Origin of the sequence: Variovorax robiniae, from assembly GCF_037889955.1 — a bacterium.
Lineage (GTDB): Bacteria > Pseudomonadota > Gammaproteobacteria > Burkholderiales > Burkholderiaceae_C > Variovorax > Variovorax robiniae.
Map to the genome: position 1 here is coordinate 85,865 of NZ_JBBKZS010000007.1, position 18,376 is coordinate 104,240.

17 protein-coding genes are annotated in these 18,376 nt (G+C 66.4%); 8 read left to right on the forward strand and 9 right to left on the reverse strand.

The window, feature by feature from the left end; genetic code table 11:
• Positions 1 to 11: 11 nt before the first annotated feature.
• Complete coding sequence (locus WKW79_RS17750) at positions 12 to 968, reverse strand: alpha/beta fold hydrolase (protein WP_340336501.1); 957 nt, start codon at positions 966 to 968, stop codon at positions 12 to 14.
• Between the two features lie 67 nt (positions 969 to 1,035).
• On the opposite strand from WKW79_RS17750, the gene WKW79_RS17755 reads away from it, so the two are divergent.
• A complete protein-coding gene (locus WKW79_RS17755) occupies positions 1,036 to 1,806 on the forward strand; it encodes a 3-hydroxybutyrate dehydrogenase (protein ID WP_340336502.1) in 771 nt (256 codons plus the stop codon).
• Positions 1,807 to 1,834: 28 nt separating this feature from the next.
• Here the strand turns inward: WKW79_RS17755 and WKW79_RS17760 are convergent, their stop codons facing one another.
• Together WKW79_RS17760 and WKW79_RS17765 are read right to left on the reverse strand one after the other, a co-directional pair.
• A complete protein-coding gene (locus tag WKW79_RS17760; RefSeq protein WP_340336503.1) occupies positions 1,835 to 2,533 on the reverse strand; it encodes an SIMPL domain-containing protein in 699 nt (232 codons plus the stop codon).
• Positions 2,534 to 2,569: 36 nt separating this feature from the next.
• Complete coding sequence (locus WKW79_RS17765; RefSeq protein WP_340336504.1) at positions 2,570 to 2,947, reverse strand: hypothetical protein; 378 nt, start codon at positions 2,945 to 2,947, stop codon at positions 2,570 to 2,572.
• 173 nt (positions 2,948 to 3,120) lie between these two features.
• Between WKW79_RS17765 and ompR the strand changes: the two genes are divergently transcribed.
• Both ompR and WKW79_RS17775 read left to right on the forward strand, forming a co-directional pair.
• Positions 3,121 to 3,852, forward strand: coding sequence for an osmolarity response regulator transcription factor OmpR (gene ompR / locus WKW79_RS17770; RefSeq protein ID WP_213954263.1), 732 nt, complete (start codon positions 3,121 to 3,123; stop codon positions 3,850 to 3,852).
• 228 nt (positions 3,853 to 4,080) lie between these two features.
• Positions 4,081 to 5,511 carry a sensor histidine kinase gene (locus WKW79_RS17775; protein ID WP_422823919.1) on the forward strand — a complete coding sequence of 477 codons (1,431 nt, stop codon included), beginning with the start codon at positions 4,081 to 4,083 and terminating at the stop codon, positions 5,509 to 5,511.
• Between the two features lie 62 nt (positions 5,512 to 5,573).
• Here the strand turns inward: WKW79_RS17775 and WKW79_RS17780 are convergent, their stop codons facing one another.
• From WKW79_RS17780 to ispD, 3 genes are all read right to left on the reverse strand, one after another.
• Positions 5,574 to 6,596 carry a fimbrial protein gene (locus tag WKW79_RS17780; RefSeq protein ID WP_340336505.1) on the reverse strand — a complete coding sequence of 341 codons (1,023 nt, stop codon included), beginning with the start codon at positions 6,594 to 6,596 and terminating at the stop codon, positions 5,574 to 5,576.
• 77 nt (positions 6,597 to 6,673) lie between these two features.
• Positions 6,674 to 7,165, reverse strand: coding sequence for a 2-C-methyl-D-erythritol 2,4-cyclodiphosphate synthase (ispF, locus tag WKW79_RS17785; RefSeq protein WP_340336506.1), 492 nt, complete (start codon positions 7,163 to 7,165; stop codon positions 6,674 to 6,676).
• Complete coding sequence (gene ispD, locus WKW79_RS17790; RefSeq protein WP_340336507.1) at positions 7,162 to 7,875, reverse strand: 2-C-methyl-D-erythritol 4-phosphate cytidylyltransferase; 714 nt, start codon at positions 7,873 to 7,875, stop codon at positions 7,162 to 7,164. The genes ispF and ispD overlap by 4 nt, the downstream gene beginning before the upstream one ends.
• A 95-nt stretch (positions 7,876 to 7,970) precedes the next feature.
• On the opposite strand from ispD, the gene mfd reads away from it, so the two are divergent.
• Genes mfd through serB form a run of 4 tightly spaced genes read left to right on the forward strand, consistent with a single transcriptional unit; the run spans position 7,971 to position 12,855 of the window.
• Entirely contained in the window at positions 7,971 to 11,453 is a 3,483-nt protein-coding gene (mfd, locus tag WKW79_RS17795) for a transcription-repair coupling factor (RefSeq protein ID WP_340336508.1), read from the forward strand.
• A gap of 44 nt (positions 11,454 to 11,497) precedes the next feature.
• A complete protein-coding gene (locus WKW79_RS17800) occupies positions 11,498 to 11,746 on the forward strand; it encodes a hypothetical protein (protein WP_340336509.1) in 249 nt (82 codons plus the stop codon).
• Positions 11,746 to 12,141, forward strand: coding sequence for a type II toxin-antitoxin system VapC family toxin (locus WKW79_RS17805; RefSeq protein ID WP_340336510.1), 396 nt, complete (start codon positions 11,746 to 11,748; stop codon positions 12,139 to 12,141). The genes WKW79_RS17800 and WKW79_RS17805 overlap by 1 nt, the downstream gene beginning before the upstream one ends.
• Positions 12,142 to 12,855: a phosphoserine phosphatase SerB gene (gene serB / locus WKW79_RS17810; RefSeq protein ID WP_340336511.1), complete on the forward strand. Its 714-nt coding sequence runs from the start codon at positions 12,142 to 12,144 to the stop codon at positions 12,853 to 12,855.
• Between the two features lie 44 nt (positions 12,856 to 12,899).
• Here the strand turns inward: serB and WKW79_RS17815 are convergent, their stop codons facing one another.
• From WKW79_RS17815 to WKW79_RS17825, 3 genes are all read right to left on the reverse strand, one after another.
• A complete protein-coding gene (locus WKW79_RS17815; RefSeq protein ID WP_340336512.1) occupies positions 12,900 to 15,455 on the reverse strand; it encodes a fimbria/pilus outer membrane usher protein in 2,556 nt (851 codons plus the stop codon).
• Positions 15,456 to 15,636: 181 nt separating this feature from the next.
• The gene (locus WKW79_RS17820) at positions 15,637 to 16,356 is read right to left on the reverse strand and encodes a fimbrial biogenesis chaperone (protein WP_340336513.1); all 720 of its coding nucleotides are present in this window, start codon (positions 16,354 to 16,356) and stop codon (positions 15,637 to 15,639) included.
• A 110-nt stretch (positions 16,357 to 16,466) separates the two neighbouring features.
• On the reverse strand, positions 16,467 to 17,030 hold the full coding sequence (locus tag WKW79_RS17825) for a fimbrial protein (protein WP_340336514.1): 564 nt from the start codon (positions 17,028 to 17,030) through the stop codon (positions 16,467 to 16,469).
• Positions 17,031 to 17,309: 279 nt separating this feature from the next.
• Between WKW79_RS17825 and WKW79_RS17830 the strand changes: the two genes are divergently transcribed.
• Complete coding sequence (locus WKW79_RS17830) at positions 17,310 to 18,374, forward strand: Ldh family oxidoreductase (RefSeq protein ID WP_422823909.1); 1,065 nt, start codon at positions 17,310 to 17,312, stop codon at positions 18,372 to 18,374.
• Positions 18,375 to 18,376: the final 2 nt, after the last annotated feature.

The following is an 18,376-nucleotide window of genomic DNA, read 5'->3' on the forward strand; positions in this document are numbered from 1 at the left end:
GAGTTCGCGCTTCACGGGGACAGCAGGAACGAAATGACGGCGTCGTGCTGGTCCGGCGCCACCAGCGTCGGCGCATGACCGATGCCCTCGAACTCGACGAGCTTCGCGCGCGGGCCGCGTTGCGTCATGGCTTGCGCCGTGGCGGGGGACACCAGGTCGGACACCGCGCCTCGCAGCAGCAGGGTCTGCGCCGTGATGCCATCAAAGAGCGACCACATGATGGCCTCGGATTGCGCGATGCCTTCGGGCGTGAGCGCGCGCAGCGGCGTGCCGATGGCGGGGTCGTAGTGGAGCAGGAAGGCGTGATCCTCGACGCCAGCTTCCGGCGCGACCTTGGCGCGACCGTCGGCGCTGCGCTGCGAGGCCGGCACCACCATGTGGCGCGACAGTTCCATCCATTGAGCGGGCGTGTGCGGGCCGAAGGTCGTCGAGATCGACCACATGGCCGCAGCCGCGTCGGCCACCGATGCGAAGCGACCGCTCTGCCCGACGTAGGCGCTGATGCGCTGGATCGCCTCCGGGTTGATGACCGGACCGACGTCGTTCAGCACCAGGCGTCGGATCGGCGCCGGCAAGGGCAGTTCGCGATTGCCCGCGAGCACCATGCCGATCAGGCCGCCCATGCTGGTGCCGACGTAGTCGAAGGTGGCGATGGGGTGTTCGCTCTGCAGTTGAGCGAGCAATGCGAGCATGTCGCCCGCGTAGGTTGGAAGCTGGTATTCGTTGGGGTCGCGCAGCCAGTCGCTCGCGCCGCGGCCGACCACGTCGGGGCAAACCACGCGCACGTTGCCATCCGCGCGCAACAACAGCGCCTTGACGAGTTCGTCGAAATCGCGGCCTTGGCGCGTCAGGCCATGCACGCACATCACGAGGTGCGGACTGGCGGGATTTCCCCATTGCCACCAGGCCATGCGGTGACCGCCTGCGGCATCGTTGCAGGGCGTGAAATGGAGGGTGGGTTCGGTCATGAAAAGAAGCTGCTTCGGCTGCTGGTAATCTTGTCGATGCATCCTAATTCATCCGGAGATTGTGAACATGCTCAAAGGCAAGACCGCCCTCGTGACGGGGTCCACCAGTGGTATCGGACTGGGTATCGCGAAAGCACTCGCGCAACAGGGCGCGAACATCGTGCTCAACGGCTTCGGCGATGCCGAGGGGCCGAAAGCGCAGGTGGCCGCGCTGGGCGTGCAGGTCGAGTACCACGGCGCCGACATGAGCAAGCCGGACCAGATCGAGGACATGATGAAGTTCGCCGCGTCGAAGTTCGGCCGCGTCGACATCCTGGTGAACAACGCCGGCATCCAGTACGTTGCCAACGTCGAGGACTTTCCGGCCGAGCGCTGGGACGCCATCATCGCCATCAACCTGACCAGCGCCTTCCACACCACGCGCCTGGCGGTTCCGGCCATGCGCCAGGCCAACTGGGGGCGCATCGTGAACATCGCTTCCGCGCATGGCCTGGTGGCTTCGGCGCAGAAGTCGGCCTACGTGGCTTCCAAGCACGGCATCGTCGGGTTCACGAAGTCGGTGGCGCTGGAAACGGCGAAGACGGGCGTGACCTGCAATGCGATCTGCCCGGGCTGGGTGCTGACGCCGCTGGTGCAGAAGCAGATCGACGACCGCGCCGCCCGTGAAGGCATTCCGGTGAGCCAGGCGCAGAACGAACTGCTCGGTGAAAAGCAGCCATCGCTGCAGTTCACGACGGTGGATCAACTCGGCGGGCTCGCGGTGTTCCTGTGCTCGCCGGCGGCCGACCAGGTGCGCGGCGTGGCCTGGCAGATGGACGGAGGCTGGACGGCGCAGTAGCCCCACGCCTCTGGATACAGGGCGCCGGCTACTTCAACTGGACGGAGCCGGACACGTTGACCACCACGTTGGTCTTGCCGGCCTCGATCGGTATGGCCGAATCTGACGCCATCGACTTGGCCTGAGCGGCCATCATGCGGGGGCGGATCGGGTCGCCGCTGCTCGCGTTGACCGACACCTCGCGCAGGGTGTAGCCGGCGAAGCCGAAACCCCTGGCGAGTTCGTCGGCCTTCAGCTTGAACGCATTGATGGCCAGGGTCTGGGCTTCGCCCTCGATCTTGGCGCGCTGTTCACGACTCAGCCCGAATCCGACATTGCCCACCGTGAGTGTCGTGATGCGGCCTGCAACCTGGGCGATGCGCTGAAAGTCGCGGCCTTCCATCACCATTTCGGCATAGCCGGCCCAGCCGCTGATCTTGCCGTCGCGGGTGTAGCGAGGCGCGAGGCTGATATTGCCGATGCGGACTTCGAGCTGCCCGGGCTCCGCGTTCCTGCGGGCTTCCGCCAACCCGCTCTCGAGCGCGGTCTTGATCTGGCCCTGGATGGTGGCGGCGTCCGGGCCGTCGCGCGTGGTAGACAGCGTCATGTTCAGCAGGTCCTGCTGCACTTCGACGGTGCCGCTGGCGGACAACTGCAGGACATTCTGGGGCGGCGGCAGCGTCTGGGCGGAGGTTGCGCTAGCGCATGCCAGCAAGGCATACGCCGCAATCTGTCTGATGGGGTTCAAGTCAGGGGGCTTTCGGTTGGAAGGCGCGAGCGCCGGTCAGGGCCGCTGGTTTCGCACCGTACCCGAAGGCGTGCGCGCGGGCTGGGCATCGGCGATCGGTGTCGCCGAAGTCGCGGGCGCGATCCGCTCGCTCGATTGCGATTCGGCCGCGGGGGATGGGGGCGCACTGGCGGATTCGGCCCACTGCCGTCGCAGCTGTTGTCGCAATTCGAGGCGCTCGGCAGGATTGAGGTGGCGCCCCGCCATCGCGTCTTCGCGCTGAACCTGGGCCACCTGGGCGGCGAGGTGCGACTGGACTGCAACCCTCAATTCGCTGCGGTGGACCCCTTGGCCGGCAACGACTTCATGTGTCGCATGGACCGGCGCACAGGCCGTAGCGAGTACCAGGGAGATTGTTTTGAAGACGGGCTGCATGGGGTGCCAAGAGTCGTGACAGACCCACTCTGCCACCGTCAATGGGTGGGCTGGGAGGGGTAAGGCGTGCGTCCGCAAGTTTTGTAACTTAGTGTCAGACAGATGCTAAAAGCGCGTCAATGGGGTTGCAACGCATACAGAATCAGCGCTGTTACAAATTCACCGTTGCTGAAATGACTCAAGTTCCTGCTCGCACCGACAAGATCGTCATCGTCGACGACGACGCCCGCATCCGTGATCTGTTGCGCCGGTACCTGACCCAGGAAGGTTTCGAGGTGATCGTCGCGGAAGACGGCAAGGCGCTGAATCGGATCCTGTTGCGCGACACCGTGGACCTGATCGTGCTGGACCTGATGATGCCCGGCGAAGACGGACTCTCGGTCTGCCGCCGGCTGCGCGCAGCCAACGACCGCACGCCGATCATCATGCTGACCGCCAAGGGCGAGGATGTGGACCGGATCGTCGGCCTGGAAGTCGGCGCCGACGACTACCTGGGTAAACCCTTCAATCCGCGCGAGTTGCTGGCGCGCGTGCATGCCGTGCTGCGTCGCCGGCCGCCGCTTGAAGCGCCGGGCGCGCCTTCCACCGACAACGAGACGGTGAATTTCGGCCCGTTCAGCTTCGACCTGGGTTCGCGCACGCTGCGCAAGGACGGCGAGGAGTTGTCGCTGACCACCGGCGAGTTCGCCATGCTCAAGGCGCTGGTACGCCATCCGCGCCAGCCGCTGTCGCGCGAAAAGCTGGCCCAACTGGCGCGCGGCCGCGAATTCGAGCCTTTCGACCGCAGCCTGGACGTTCAGATCTCGCGCTTGCGCAAGTTGGTGGAATCCGACGCCGCGGCGCCGCGCTATATCCAGACGGTCTGGGGCGTCGGCTATGTCTTCGTGCCGGACGGCACGACCTGAAATGAAGGCCCACCCCCAAGCGCCCGCGGCGCGCGCCCTTCAAGGGGGTGCACCCAGCGGCCCGGCGAAGCCGGTTCCGCGGGTGCCCGCGAACAGGCAATGGACGCCTGGAATTCTTTTGTCAGGGTCACGCGATAGCGTGGTGGCAAACTGAGAAGCGTGCACATCTCCAATGGACCCCGACCGACACAAGCCGCCCCGCTGCCCGAAGACAGCTCGCAGCTGACGCTGCCGAGCCCGCTCGAAAACGTAGGAGCGACTTCGCGTGGCGCCAGGCTGAAAGTCGGTTTCAGCCTGTTCTGGCGCACCTTCTTCCTGCTGGCGCTCTTGCTGGTGGGAAGCACTGTCGCCTGGCTGCAGACCTTCCGGCAACTGGAATACGAGCCCCGCGCGATCCAGACGGCGCATCAGATCGCCTCGCTGGTCAACCTGACGCGGGCGGCGCTGGTGTACTCGGACGCGATCACGCGCGTGTCGCTGATCAAGACCCTCGCCGACCAGGAAGGCGTGCGCATCCTGCCGCGCGAGCCGAACGATCGCTTCGAGCCCTACACCAGCGGCACGCTGGACGAGCGCGTGACCGAGGAACTGATCGATCGCCTGGGCGAAGGCACCGTGGTGGCCAGCCAGGTCAACAACCAGTCGGGGCTTTGGATCGGCTTCACGATCGAGACGGACAACTACTGGCTGCTGCTCGACCCGACGCGCTTCAGCCGGGTCGGCGGGCGCACCTGGCTGGTCTGGCTGATCACGGCGATGGCGCTGTCGCTGGCCGGCGCGGCCCTGATCACGCGCTTCATCAACCGGCCGCTGAGCCAGTTGTCGCGGGCGGCACGCGAAGTGCGCGACGGCGAGTACGAGGCACACCGACTCGACGAGCGCGCCCGCACCAACGAGATCCGCGCGGTGAACATCGGCTTCAATCGCATGGCCGACCAACTGGCCAAGATCGAGCAGGACCGCGCGGTGATGCTGGCCGGCATCTCGCACGACCTGCGCACGCCGCTGGCCCGGCTGCGGCTGGAAACCGAGATGAGCGTGGAGGATGAGGACGCGCGGGCGCACATGGCGGCGGACATCGCGCAGCTTGACTCCATCATCGACAAGTTCCTGGACTACGCCCGGCCGGACCATGTGGACTTCAAGCCGGTCATGCTGCGCGACGTGGTCGATGCCTGCACCTACGCCGTGCAGGACCATGAGGATGTGAAGATCAAGGTCGACGTGGCACCCGACCTGGCGGTGATGGCCGACGAAGTGGAGCTGACGCGGGTGATCTCCAACCTGGTGGAGAACGCCCGGCGCTACGGCAAGTCGCCGGCCACCGGCGTGGCGGACATCAACATCCAGGCGCAAGCGCACAACGACGCGGTGCTGATCAAGGTGCGCGACCACGGCGCGGGCGTGGCGCCTGCCCTGCTGTCGCAGTTGACCAAGCCCTTCTTCCGGGGCGACGCGGCGCGGACCTCGGCGGCGGGTGCGGGACTGGGTCTGTCGATCGTGGCCAAGAACATCGACCGCATGGGCGGCACTTTTGCGCTCACCAGCACGCCGGGACGCGGGCTGGCAGCGCACATCCGGATGCCGCGCGCGGCGGGAGCCGTCAAGCCGCCGGCGCCGAAGCAGCCATCGGCAGTCAAACCGCTGGTCAATCCGTAGACCCCGTTGCGCGGCGACCTGCACGTGCGCCTGGCGGCGCCACGAGGCAAGCCGGCCGACGCCTACTGGTAGGACATGGTGTAGGTGACCAGGGCCTTCACGGTTCCGCCCGAAATCGTTCCTGTGCGGATGTATCGCGCGGCAAGAGGGATATTGAAGGTGCCCGGAACCGAGCTGCCGACCACCCACTGGTTCATGTTGCCGGCGGCCGGCGAATCCGGCCCCATGAGGATCGGATTGGCGTCCTTGTTGATGATCTGGATGCCAATGCCTTTGGCCGTCGAGGCTGGAGCGAGCGTCACCGTGCTGGTCCGGTTGGCAGGCGTGACGCTGTCGGACAGGGTCATGGCCACCTTGATGCCGGCGGGGCAAGTCAGCGACAGCTGGAATGACTGGACGCCGACGGTCGACCCGACCGAGGGCATGTCTTGCGCCGCCGCCTTTTCGAGTGCCACGGAAACGTCGCGCGTGTTGATGCTGCAGGTGAGGCTGGAGACGGTGCCGGATGCGGAGCCTGAGAACGGGTCGGGCTGCGCCCAGGCGGTCGTGCCGTCGGAGGGCGTAACCCAGTACTGGATGGAAGGAATGGTCGTCAGCGTGCCCGTGCCCAAGTTATTGCCCGTGGCGACAAACTCGACCTTGACGTTGACCGACCGCTTGACCGGATTGGTATCGAGGCCAGGGTAGCTGCAAGTCACCGCCGTCTTGCCCGCACTGCTCAATACCAGGCCGCTGGCCCCGCATTGAGGGGCATCGACGGTGTAGCGCACCCCGAGCCCCGCGATGTTGGTCGGATAGATGTTCGTGTATCCCGACACGGGCGACCCGTTCGCCTGGAATTCATTCTTGTTCGTGAGGTCACCCGACCCCGACAGCCAGTAACACTTGACCAGGAACGAGCCTTGCGTGGTGCCGAGCGTGGTGCCGGGCGCCACATTGACAGGCGCGGTGATCGTCCCCACGGCCGCCGACGGCAAGGTGCCCTCGCCACCGCATTGCGCCGCGTAGCCAGCCGCAACGGCGGGCGCAGGCATCCAGAAGACCAGCGCAAACAAGGCAAGGAAGCCTGGAGTCCATGGGCGCATGCCGTCTCCTTTTCGAAGCAGATCGCCGTTTATGCAGAAGTGCGCAACCGCATTCTGCGAGGCTCAGGCCCGATGCGCTAGCGATGCAGGAGCACGGTGGCGCGCGCTTCCATCGCCCGGCCTTCGCCGACGGGGCCGAGCTTCTCGGCCGTCTTCGCCTTCACGTTGACCTGGCCGGGCTCAATGGCGAGCGCCTGTGCGATGCGCGCGCACATCGCGCCGATGTGCGGCGCCAGTTTTGGCGCCTGCGCGATGACGGTGCTGTCGACATTGCCGATCTGCCAGCCCTCGGCGCGCACGCGGCGCGCGGCTTCGGTGAGCAGCACGATCGAATCGGCCCCGCGGAATTGCGCATCGGTGTCGGGGAAATGGCGTCCGATGTCGCCCAGTGCCGCCGCGCCGAGCAGCGCATCGGTGATCGCATGCAGCAGCACATCGGCGTCGGAATGCCCCAGCAGGCCCGTGACGTGCGGAATCTCGACGCCGCCGAGGATCAGCTTGCGGCCGGCGACGAGCTGGTGCACGTCCCAGCCCTCGCCGATGCGGAAGGGAAAGCCTGTGGAAGTCATGGGGAGGATCGGCCTTTCAGGATGGCTTCGGCGAGCGCGAAGTCTTCCGGGTACGTGAGCTTGAAATTCTGCGCGCTGGCCGGCACCAGCAGGGGCGCGAGCCCCAGCGCCTCGACGGCGCTGGCCTCGTCGGTGACGGCATCGCCCACGCTCTCCAGCGCGTCGATCAGCATGCCGATCCGGAACATCTGCGGGGTCTGCGCCAGCCATTTGTCGCTGCGTTCCAGCGTGGCGCTCACGCGGCCGTCCGTGCCCGCCTGCTTGAGCGTGTCGGCCAGGCGATGGGCGAGCAGGCCGCCGACGGCGTCTTCCTGGCAGGCGCCGATCAGCGCCTCGATCTGGGCGGGCGTGACCAGGCAGCGTGCCGCATCGTGGACCAGCGCCCAATCGCGCAGGCCGGCGCCATTCGCGAGCCAGGCGCGCAGGCCGGCGAGCACCGTGGCCGCGCGCGTGGCGCCGCCGGCCGGGACCAGCCGCTCGGTCGCCCGCGGGAAATCCGGCAAGGCCTCGCGCACCGCTTCGTCGCCCGGCGAGACGACGAGCATCAGCCCGGCCAGGCGCTCGCCCAAGGCGCGAAACACCGCCACGGTGTGCGCCACCATCGGCTGGCCGGCGATCGGCCGGTATTGCTTGGGGCCCTCGCCACCGGCACGGCTGCCCGTGCCCGCGCAGGGAATGACGACGAACAGGCGCTCGGGGGTATGAGACATGGGGACAGCGGCGAAAGGGGCGCCATTCTAGAATTCGGCCTTGCACACCCCTCGCCCGTCGGCGCGGGGTGTTCTGCATTGTCCGCACACACGCCATGGATCTCCCCGCCCTCGTCGCCGGCAAGCGCTTCACGCTGCCGCGGCCGCCCTCTTCCGCCGATGCCCTGCTGCTGGCGCGCCTTGCCGAGCGCGAAAAGGCGGCCGGCCGCGCGGTCGCGGTCTTCACTGCCGATGCCAACGACGCGCAGCGACTCATCGACGAACTGGCCTTTTTCGCACCCGGCCTGCGGCTCGCACTGTTCCCCGACTGGGAAACGCTGCCATACGACAGTTTCTCGCCGCACCAGGACCTGATCAGCGAACGGCTGGCCACGCTCTGGCGCATCAGCCAGCGCGAGGCCGACCTGGTGCTGGTGCCGGCGACCACGGCGCTCTACCGTCTCGCGCCGCCGTCCTTCCTGGCCGGCTACACCTTCCACTTCAAGACCAAGCAGAAGCTGCAGGAAGCCAAGCTCAAGGCGCAACTCACGCTGGCCGGATACAGCCATGTGACGCAGGTGGTGAGCCCCGGCGAATACGCGGTGCGCGGCGGGCTGATCGACCTGTTCCCGATGGGGTCCAGCCAGCCCTTCCGCGTCGACCTGTTCGACGACGAGATCGACTCGATCCGCACCTTCGACCCCGACACGCAGCGCAGCCTCTACCCCGTGCCGGAAGTGCGCCTGCTGCCGGGCCGCGAGTTCCCGATGGACGACGATGCCCGCGCGCGCTTTCGCAGCCGCTGGCGCGAACTGCTCGAAGGCGACCCGACCAAGAGCCGCATCTACAAGGACATGGGCAACGGCGTCGCCACCGCCGGCATCGAGTACTACTTGCCGCTGTTCTTCGAAGAGACGGCGACGGTGTTCGACTACCTCGGCACCGAGGCGACCGTGGTGCTGCATGGCGACATGGAGCCGGCCTTCCAGCATTTCTGGACCGACACGCGCGAGCGCTACCGCTTGGTTCAAGGCGACCCGGAACGGCCCGCGCTGCCACCCGAGGCGCTGTTCCTGAGCGCCGAGCAGTTCTATTCGCGGGCCAAGCCGCACGCGCAGCTCGCGTTGCGCAGCGGCCCGGGCGAGACCACGCCTTTCGCCGAGTTCGAGGTGCTGCCACCGCTGTCCGTGGTGCGCGGCGCCGACGAGCCCTTGCAGCGCTTGCAGTCGCACCTGCGCAATACGCAGCAGCGCATGCTGGTGCTGGCGGAAAGCGCCGGCCGGCGTGAGAGCCTGCTTGACTTCCTGCGCGCGAGCGGCGTCAACCCGCCGGCCTTCGACACGCTGGCCGAGTTCCAGGCCAACACCGAGGAGCGCATCGGCATCGCTACCGCCGCGCTGGCCTCGGGCTTTGCCTGGCTTGAAGCCGGCATCGACTTCGTCACCGAGACCGAGCTGTTCGCCAGCGCGCCCACCACGCGCCGCCGCAACAAGAAGCAGGAACAGGTCAGCGACGTCGAGGCGCTGATCAAGGACCTGAGCGAGCTCAACATCGGCGACCCGGTGGTGCATTCGGCGCATGGCATCGGGCGCTACCGCGGCCTGATCAACATGGACCTCGGCCAGGGCAAGAACCCGGACGGTTCGCCCTTGCTGCAGGAGATGCTGCACCTCGAATACGCGGACAAGGCGACGCTCTACGTTCCCGTGTCGCAGTTGCATCTGGTGAGCCGCTACACCGGCGTCAGTGCGGACGAAGCGCCGCTGCACAAGTTGGGCTCGGGCCAGTGGGAAAAGGCCAAGCGCAAGGCCGCCGAACAGGTGCGCGACTCCGCCGCCGAACTGCTCAACATCTATGCCCGGCGCGCGGCCCGGCAAGGCCATGCCTTCCGCTTCTCGGCCGGCGACTACGAGGTCTTCGCCAACGACTTCGGTTTCGAGGAAACGGCCGACCAGAAGGCCGCCATCCACGCGGTGATCCAGGACATGATCTCGCCGCAGCCGATGGACCGCCTGGTCTGCGGCGACGTCGGCTTCGGCAAGACCGAAGTCGCCCTGCGCGCAGCCTTCGTCGCCGTCACTGGCGGCAAGCAGGTCGCGTTCCTCGCGCCGACCACATTGCTGGCCGAGCAGCATTACCAGACGCTGGTCGACCGCTTTGCCAAATGGCCGGTGAAGGTGGCCGAGATGAGCCGCTTTCGCTCGGCCAAGGAAATCACGACCGCGGCCAAGGGCCTGGGCGACGGCACGGTCGACATCGTGGTCGGCACGCACAAGCTGTTGTCGCAGAGCGTGCAGTTCAAGAACCTCGGGCTGCTCATCATCGACGAGGAACATCGCTTCGGCGTGCGCCACAAGGAGGCGATGAAGGCGATGCGCGCCGAGGTCGACGTGCTCACGCTCACCGCCACGCCGATCCCGCGCACGCTGGGCATGGCGCTGGAAGGCCTGCGCGATCTCAGCGTGATCGCCACCGCGCCGCAGCGCCGCCTGGCCATCAAGACCTTCGTGCGCAGCGAGAACAACGGCGTGATCCGCGAGGCCGTGCTGCGCGAACTGAAGCGCGGCGGGCAGGTCTACTTCCTGCACAACGAAGTCGAGACCATCGAGAACCGTCGCCAGAAGCTGGAAGAAATCCTGCCCGAGGCCCGCATCGCCGTGGCCCACGGCCAGATGCCGGAGCGTGACCTGGAACGCGTGATGCGCGACTTCGTGGCGCAGCGCTTCAACATCCTCCTGTGCTCGACCATCATCGAGACCGGCATCGACGTGCCGAGTGCCAACACCATCGTGATGAGCCGCGCGGACAAGTTCGGCCTGGCGCAGTTGCACCAGCTGCGCGGACGCGTGGGCCGCAGCCACCACCAGGCCTATGCCTACCTGATGGTGCCGGACATCGAGGGCCTGACCAAGCAGGCCTCGCAGCGACTGGAAGCCATCCAGCAGATGGAAGAACTGGGCTCCGGCTTCTACCTCGCGATGCACGACTTGGAGATCCGCGGCGCCGGCGAGGTGCTCGGCGAGAACCAGAGCGGCAACATGATGGAGATCGGCTTCCAGCTCTACAACGAGATGCTGAGCGAAGCCGTGCGCTCGCTGAAGGCCGGACAGGAGCCCGATCTGCTTGCGCCGCTGAGCGTGACCACCGAGATCAACCTGCACGCCCCCGCCCTGCTGCCCGACGACTATTGCGGCGACGTGCACCTGCGCCTGTCCTTCTACAAGAAGCTCGCGACCGCGAAGACCCCGGATCAGATCGACATCCTGCTGGAAGAGATCGTCGACCGCTTCGGCAAGCTTCCGCCGCAGGCACAGACGCTGATCGACGTGCACCGCTTGCGAGTGCTGGCGCGGCCCTACGGCGTGGTCAAGGTCGACGCGGCGCCCGGCGTGATCCACATCACCTTCAAGAAGGACCCGCCGGTGGAATCGCTCGCGATCATCCAGTTGATCCAGAAGAACAAGCACATCAAGCTGGCCGGCAACGAGAAGCTGCGCATCGAGCGCGAGCTGAAGGAGCCGAAAGACCGGGCGCAACTGGTGCGTGATGTGTTGCGCAGCCTGGGGCAGCCGAAGAAGGCAGAGGCAGTGGCAATATAAGTGGGTCACACTTATAATTGCCGGTGTAATTGCAGGAGGCTGCCATGTCCCAAGTCACGATCTATCTCGACGACGAAACCGAAAAGGCTGCGCGCGAGGCCGCGGCTGAAGCCCAGTTGCCGTTGAGCCGCTGGTTCGCCCAACTGGCAGAGCGCGAGACGGTCAGGAGGCGCAGCGATTGGAAAGCGTTCTTCGCGAAAGTGGACGAACACAAGGCGCTGTGGGCGGACTTTCCGCTCACTGAGGAAATGCACCGCGATCTCCCGCCCGATACGCCGCGCGAGACCTGGTGATGTACCTGCTGGACACCAACACGCTCATCTATCTGTTTCGTGAGGTTGGGAACGTTCGCGCACGCATGGCGGCGCAACCCGATTCGACGCTGCACCTGTGCACGATCAACCTGTTCGAGCTGGAATACGGCTTTGCCAAGTCTTCGAATGCCGCAGTCCAGCGCGCGCTGCTGGGAGACCTGACTTCGCGCCTCCAAGTCCTGCCCTTCGACGCCAACAGTGCGCAATTGGCCGGGCACGCAAAGGCGCACCTGCAGAAGGCCGGCACGCCGATCGGCCCCTACGACTTGCTGATTGCCGCCATCGCGCTGGCTCACAACCTGACCGTCGTCACCCGCAACGTTCGCGAGTTTTCGCGCGTGCCCGGATTGCGGGTCGAGAACTGGTATGACTGAATGACTGCAACCTTGAACATCGCCCCCGGCCTGGTCCTCCAGCGCCTCACCCCTCCCCTGCAACTGGCCGACTACAAGCTGATCGCCTTCGACATGGATTCGACGCTGATCAACATCGAATGCATCGACGAGATCGCCGATGCGGTCGGCAAGAAGGCCGAAGTCGCGGCGATCACCGAGGCCACGATGCGTGGCGAGATCAAGGACTTCAAGGAAAGCCTGCGCCGGCGCGTGGCGTTGCTCGAAGGGGTGCCGGTGTCATCGCTGCAACAGGTCTATGACGAGCGCCTGAAGCTCAACCCCGGCGCCGCCGAACTCGTGAAGGCCTGCAAGGCGGTCGGCATGAAGGTGCTGCTGGTCTCCGGCGGCTTCACCTTCTTCGCCAACCGCGTGAAGGAGCGGCTGGGCATCGATTTCGCGCGCTCCAACCTGCTCGACGAAGCGGATGGCAAGCTCACCGGCCGCGTGGTCACGCAATCGTGGGGCGACATCTGCGACGGCGCCGAGAAGCGGCGCACGCTGCTCGAAGTCGCCTCGCTGCTGGGCGTCTCGCCGGCCGAGACCATCGCGGTCGGCGACGGTGCCAACGACCTGCCGATGATGGGTGAAGCTGGCCTCTCGGTGGCCTATCACGCCAAGCCGAAGGTGCGCGAGCAGGCGATGGTAGCCATCAACGAAGGCGGTCTGGACCGCCTGCTGGAAGTCTGCCGCTGAACGAGGTCAACGCTGCCTCAGTGCCTGCCAGGCGGACCTTCGGCTCAACCCTTCGCATCCGCTGCCTTCGCATCGGCTGACAGTCCACCGAACGCGCCCGGAACACAGCGCGCCTGCACCGACGCATAGCCCGCGGCGGCCTTGGCTGACGCCGTCGGCAGCGCATAGTCGACGCGGCATTGTTCGCCCGCCGCATCGCCCCACTTCACGAACACCGCGCCCTTGTCCTCGATGCCGCGCGCGAAGATCTGGCTGTCCTGCGCCACCACACCCACCGTGTGCCCGGCGCCATCCACGACGTCGGCGCCGAAAGGCAACGCCTTGCCGTCGGCCTGCGGTGCGCGGATCAGCGCCGCGCGGCCGCTGACGGTCTTGTAGTCCATCATCACCACCGAGCCCTGGCGCGGGACGGCCGTTTCCGACGTCGATTCGAATTCCACGTCGCTGGACGTGCCCTTCGGGTCGATGTCGACCGTGTTCATGCCGTAGGGCGTCAGGTACGGGACGACTGCGTAGCCACGGCCATCGACCTTCACCCCGGGCACTGAGGGAATGCTCGCGCCGGCCGCGCCCGGCGCGTGGATCACGCCGAAGGTGTCGCCGACGGTCTGCGAGAAGGTCACGCCGCCCGGATGCGCCACGATCGATCCGCTGACACCGGCCGAGACCTGGTTCGAGCCCGAACCCGCGCTGGCGGACGCCGTGACCTGTGCATGCTCGCCGCGGTAGACACCGCTCACGCCTGCGTTCGAAGCGGCAGTGCCAGCGCCTGCGTTGGCGTATGTGCCATAGGCGTTGTAGGAATACTGGTTCTCGTCGCCGGCCGTGCCGCTCAGGTTGGCCTGCGTGCTGGATGCGCCACCGATCTTCGAGGCATTGGTCGTCAGCAAGGGCGCATGCTGGCCGCGGCCGAGCGGAATCGTCACGCTGGCCATGATCTGGTTCTGCATCTGGCCGCGTGCGTCTCGCGTGCGGCCCGCCGAGATGCCGTAGGTGCCGTACTTGAAGCTGTTGTTGTAGCCGACCTGGAAGAAGGTGTCGCTGCCATCCCGGTTCCAGTACTGCTGCGACGAGGCGCTGACATACAGGCTGCCGTATTCCTTGAAGTCCTGGCTCAACGTGAGCTGCAGGCGGCCGCGTTGACGCTGGACGGCGTTGATGTCGCGCCCTTGCAGGGCCAGGTCGCGCACCGAGGCGGCATCGGCCATGCCGAGGTAGCCCGCGGTCGAATAGCGGTAGGCGGCCACGGTCACATTGGTGTGGGTGGGCGCGATGAACTTGCTGTAGCCCAGGCGCAGGCTGGCGCCCTGCTGGGTGTCCTGGCCGGGCACCACGGTGCGAGCTGCCGTCACGTCGGAGGAGAAGGCGCCGTAGCTCGTGTTGAGCGCCACGCCGGTGTTGGCGGCGGTATAGCCGTCCGCGGCGATGCCGCCGCCATAGACCGTGAAGAGGTTCGTCAGGCCGCGTTGTGCCGTGAACTGCGCGAACTTCGGGCGGTTTTGCAGCGTGTCGTTGCGCAACTGGCCGGCCGTCGCGGAAAAGCGCATGGCGCCGGGCCGCAGCGACTGGGTGACCGAGGCATAGGGCACCGAGAAACTGGACGTGCGGCCATTGGCTTCGGTCACGGTCACGTCGAGGTTGCCGCCGTAGCCGGTGGCATACAGGTCGGTGATCTCGAACGGACCGGGCGCGACGTTGGTCTCGTAGATGACCTGGCCGCTCTGGCGCACCGTGACTCGCGCATTCGATTGCGCCGTGCCGCGCACCACCGGGGCATAGCCACGCTGCGACTCGGGCAGCATGCGGTCGTCGGTGGCGATCTGCGCGCCGCGGAAGGCCACGCTGTCGAACACGTCGCCGGTCGTGTAGGCATCGCCCAGCGTGACCTGCGACTGGAGCTTTTCCACGTCGTGCTGGACGTAGGTGGCGATCTCGTTGAAACGCGTGCCCTGCCCGCTCGTCGAGGTCACCGAGGACTGGTTGCGAAAGTGCCAGCCGCCCACGTTCACCCCGGCATTGAGACCGATGTAGCTTTGCGTGGAATTCATGCCCGCGCCGCTGGTGCGGAAGGTGTTGGCGTTGTAGCTCAGGAAGCCGGCGGTGACGCCCTGCTGCCAGAGTTCCGGCGACACGTAGCCGCGCGCGGCATTGCGCATGTATTTCTGCGGCACGCTGAGGGACAACTTCTGCTCGGTGAAATCGAAGTCCGCGCGCGCGCCGGGCACGATCGCGGACAGGTCCAGGCAATCGCCGCCGGCGGCGTCGGCCTGCGCACCCAGCTTAGCGAAGTCGATGCCAAGGACTTCCAGTGCCTTGCGGCTGAAACATGGTCGCGCGCTGCCGCCCTGGTCGCCGCCGACGAAGCGCACGTTGTCGCGCGAGACGCGCGTGTCGTTGACCCAGATGTCCGCCGGGTACACGCCGGGCGTGACCACGTTGCCGCGGGCGAAGCGCGACATGTCGATGGTCTCTTTCGGATCGGCGCGCAGGAAGGTGGTGTCGAAGGCCACGTCATCGGCATCGGCTGCATGCGCGACCGGCATGGCGGCCATCCCCATCACCGCGACCAGCGCCAGCACCACGGCAGCCACGGGCTTCATGCGAAGCGACGCGTGGCTTGCACGAGCGGATGCGGACGACAGTGAACGAGGATTGCGTTTCATGATGCCTGGTGGATGAAAGGGTGGGCAACGGACGTGCGTTGCCCGGTGCATTGCCAAGGCAATGCACGGCTTGAAAAAAGGGGAACCGGAAAAAGAGCCGCCGACGTGGCGGTGCGGGCTACTGGCCCACGGTGGCGTCGCCGGGCAGTGGCGCGCCGAAGTCGCTGATCGCGGTGAACCGGACCTTGGCGCCGGATTGCACGCCATTCATCTGCGGAACCGGCAACACGGCGGTTGCAAGCGGCGCGACCATGCCGCCGTTCTCGTTCTTGAAGGTCTGGCCGCCGCTGTCGACGTTCACTTCGCTGAAGGACACGTGATAAGGGGTCGGGTTCGACACGCTGAGCGCCTGGCCCTTGCCGTCTTCGGCGGGCACGACCTTCCAGCTCAGGCGACCGGGCGCATCTTCAGGCGTGCCCGCGAGCTTCTGCGGCCTGACGAAAACCTTGATGCGCGTGCGAAACGCGAACTTCAGCGAATTGGCGTCCGCTGCTTCCTTCGCCTTCGGCGGAATGTCCAGCACGTTGAGCCAGAAGAGCGATTCACGGTCCGCCGGCAGCGCCGAGCCGCTGTAGATGACGCGCAGTGTCTGCGACTTCTGCGCATCCATCCGGAAGATCGGTGGCGTGATGACGAAGGGCACGCGGATGTCGCCCGGCTTCGCGTTCGAATCGCCATCGTCCATCCACACCTGCACCAGCGAGGGATCCTTGCTGTCGTTGTTCAGCTTGACCGTCACTTCGCGCTGGTCCATGGGATAGACGACTCGCGTGCCGGCGATCGTCACGCTTGCATCTGCGTTGCCGGCCAGCAGCGCACATGCAAGGGCAAATCCCATCGATAGTCTTGAGGTCAGCAAACGCATTTCAATCACCTTCTGAATTGTTCCGATAAAAGATCCGTTGAGGAAGGGAGGCGCCCGCCCTTGCGAACGCCTCTCCCTTTGGCTTACTGGTACTGCATCGTGTATTGCACCGAGGTGTTCACGGCGCCGGAGGTGGCCTTGCCGGTGGCGAAGTACTGGGCGAAATACTTCAACAGGGCGTTTCCGCTTGTGATCGTCGCGGCGTTGGAGGCCAGCGTGTTGTTGCTGTTGTTCGTGAGGTTGATCGGTTGCATCGACGAATTCAGCAGTCGGACCTGCACGTTGGTCGCCGGGCCGGTCGAGGCCGTGTTCTTCAGGTTGCCGGTGGTCTGGTCGACGTTGGTGCCGTTTTCGAAGGAGGCGATGGCCTTGGTCGCGGGGCCGGTGCAGCCGCTCAGCGAGAAGTTCAGGTCGGTCGGGCTGGACGTGCCGGCCGTGGCGCCGTTCGTGGCGAGCGAACCGGCAGAGACGGTCGGCAGCACGACGGCCTTGTCGGCCTGGGCACCGGAGGCGATGCCGTTGATCGAGCAGGTGGAATCGGTGACCGTGCCGGTGATGGTGATGGTGCCGTCGGCGGCATGGGCGCCGATGGATGCGAGACCCAGCAGGCTGGTGGCGATGGCAATGGCGGCAAATTTCGACTTCATGAGAATTCCTTGAAAGGGTTGGATATATCCGAACGCTTCGTCTCTTGCCGTTGTCACTGTGTGCCTTGGCTCGCATCCGGTGTATGGCATGAAGTTTATTTTTGGGTGCCTTTTGGGTATGCAGTGCCCTTCTCACGTGGACGTGAGGCGTTTCCGTTCCGGTGTGCGACGCTTCCCACAGGCCTTTGTGCGACGTGCTGAAAGCAGGCGCCCACGCGGCTGCTGCAGCGGTTCCCTACACTGCCCTGTATCAGCAGCATCGCAACCGGAGTACATGAATTGATCGAAGACACCCCCCTCTACCGCGCCGACGCGCTGACGACCTTTGCGGATGCGCTGCTGCAGAAGGCCGGCCTTGCCGCGCCGATGGCCGCCGCGGTCGCGCGCACGCTGGTCGAAGGCGACCTGCTCGGCCACGACACGCATGGCCTGGCACTCCTGGCCGGCTATGTGAAAGAACTCGAATCCGGCGGCATGACTTGCGACGGCGCGCCGAAGGTGCTGTCCGACCGCCCCGCCGCCGTGCTGTGGGACGGCATGCGCCTGCCCGGCCCGTGGCTCATGGAACAGGGCATGGACCTGCTCGTGCCGCGTGCGCGCCAGCTCGGCACCGCCTCCCTCGTGATCCGCCGCAGCCATCACATCGCCTGCCTGGCGGTCTACATGCTGCGTGCGCTGCAGGAAGACATGCTGATGCTGCTCGCCTGCTCCGACCCGAACGCGGCAAGCGTGGCGCCCTTCGGCGGAACGCAGGCGGTGTTCACGCCCAATCCGCTGGCGATGGGCTTTCCGCTGTCGCAGGGCGGCGTGATGGTCGACATCTCGGCCTCGATCACGACCAACGGGATGAGCAACCGCAAGCGCGCCGCCGGCGAGACCTTCGCGGAAGACTGGCTGATCGACGCCGCCGGCAAGCCGACCAACGATCCACAGGTGCTGTTCGACCAGCCGGCGGGCACGCTGTTGCCGGTCGGCGGCCTGAGCCACGGGCACAAGGGCTACGGGATGGCGTTGCTCGTCGAGACCCTGACGGCCGGCCTCGGAGGGCATGGCCGTGCCGACGCGCCGGAAGGCTGGGGCGCGACGGTCTACGTCACGATGCACGACCTGAATGCCTTCGGCGGCAAGGATGCGTTCCTGCGGCAGATGGACCATGTGGCGCAGAAGTGCCGTGGGAACACGCCCATCGACGCCGCGAAGCCGGTGCGCCTGCCTGGGCAGGGCGGTCTCGCGCGGCGCGAGGCGCAGTTGCAGGCGGGCGTGCGCCTGCATCCCTCGATTGCCGCGGCGCTGGCGCCCGCGGCGGCGCGTTACGGCCTGGCGCTGGCCGACGCGCTTCTGTAGTT

Bases quoted from the DNA above. Each gene is read 5' to 3' on its own strand.
- ispF (WP_340336506.1), bottom strand. From the start codon at position 7,165: ATGACTTCCACAGGCTTTCCCTTCCGCATCGGCGAGGGCTGGGACGTG.
- serB (WP_340336511.1), top strand. From the start codon at position 12,142: ATGACTGCAACCTTGAACATCGCCCCCGGCCTGGTCCTCCAGCGCCTC.
- WKW79_RS17750 (WP_340336501.1), bottom strand. From the start codon at position 968: ATGACCGAACCCACCCTCCATTTCACGCCCTGCAACGATGCCGCAGGC.
- WKW79_RS17780 (WP_340336505.1), bottom strand. From the start codon at position 6,596: ATGCGCCCATGGACTCCAGGCTTCCTTGCCTTGTTTGCGCTGGTCTTC.
- WKW79_RS17815 (WP_340336512.1), bottom strand. From the start codon at position 15,455: ATGAAGCCCGTGGCTGCCGTGGTGCTGGCGCTGGTCGCGGTGATGGGG.
- WKW79_RS17825 (WP_340336514.1), bottom strand. From the start codon at position 17,030: ATGAAGTCGAAATTTGCCGCCATTGCCATCGCCACCAGCCTGCTGGGT.
- WKW79_RS17755 (WP_340336502.1), top strand. From the start codon at position 1,036: ATGCTCAAAGGCAAGACCGCCCTCGTGACGGGGTCCACCAGTGGTATC.
- ispD (WP_340336507.1), bottom strand. From the start codon at position 7,875: ATGTCTCATACCCCCGAGCGCCTGTTCGTCGTCATTCCCTGCGCGGGC.
- ompR (WP_213954263.1), top strand. From the start codon at position 3,121: ATGACTCAAGTTCCTGCTCGCACCGACAAGATCGTCATCGTCGACGAC.
- WKW79_RS17805 (WP_340336510.1), top strand. From the start codon at position 11,746: ATGTACCTGCTGGACACCAACACGCTCATCTATCTGTTTCGTGAGGTT.
- WKW79_RS17820 (WP_340336513.1), bottom strand. From the start codon at position 16,356: ATGGGATTTGCCCTTGCATGTGCGCTGCTGGCCGGCAACGCAGATGCA.
- mfd (WP_340336508.1), top strand. From the start codon at position 7,971: ATGGATCTCCCCGCCCTCGTCGCCGGCAAGCGCTTCACGCTGCCGCGG.
- WKW79_RS17765 (WP_340336504.1), bottom strand. From the start codon at position 2,947: ATGCAGCCCGTCTTCAAAACAATCTCCCTGGTACTCGCTACGGCCTGT.
- WKW79_RS17800 (WP_340336509.1), top strand. From the start codon at position 11,498: ATGTCCCAAGTCACGATCTATCTCGACGACGAAACCGAAAAGGCTGCG.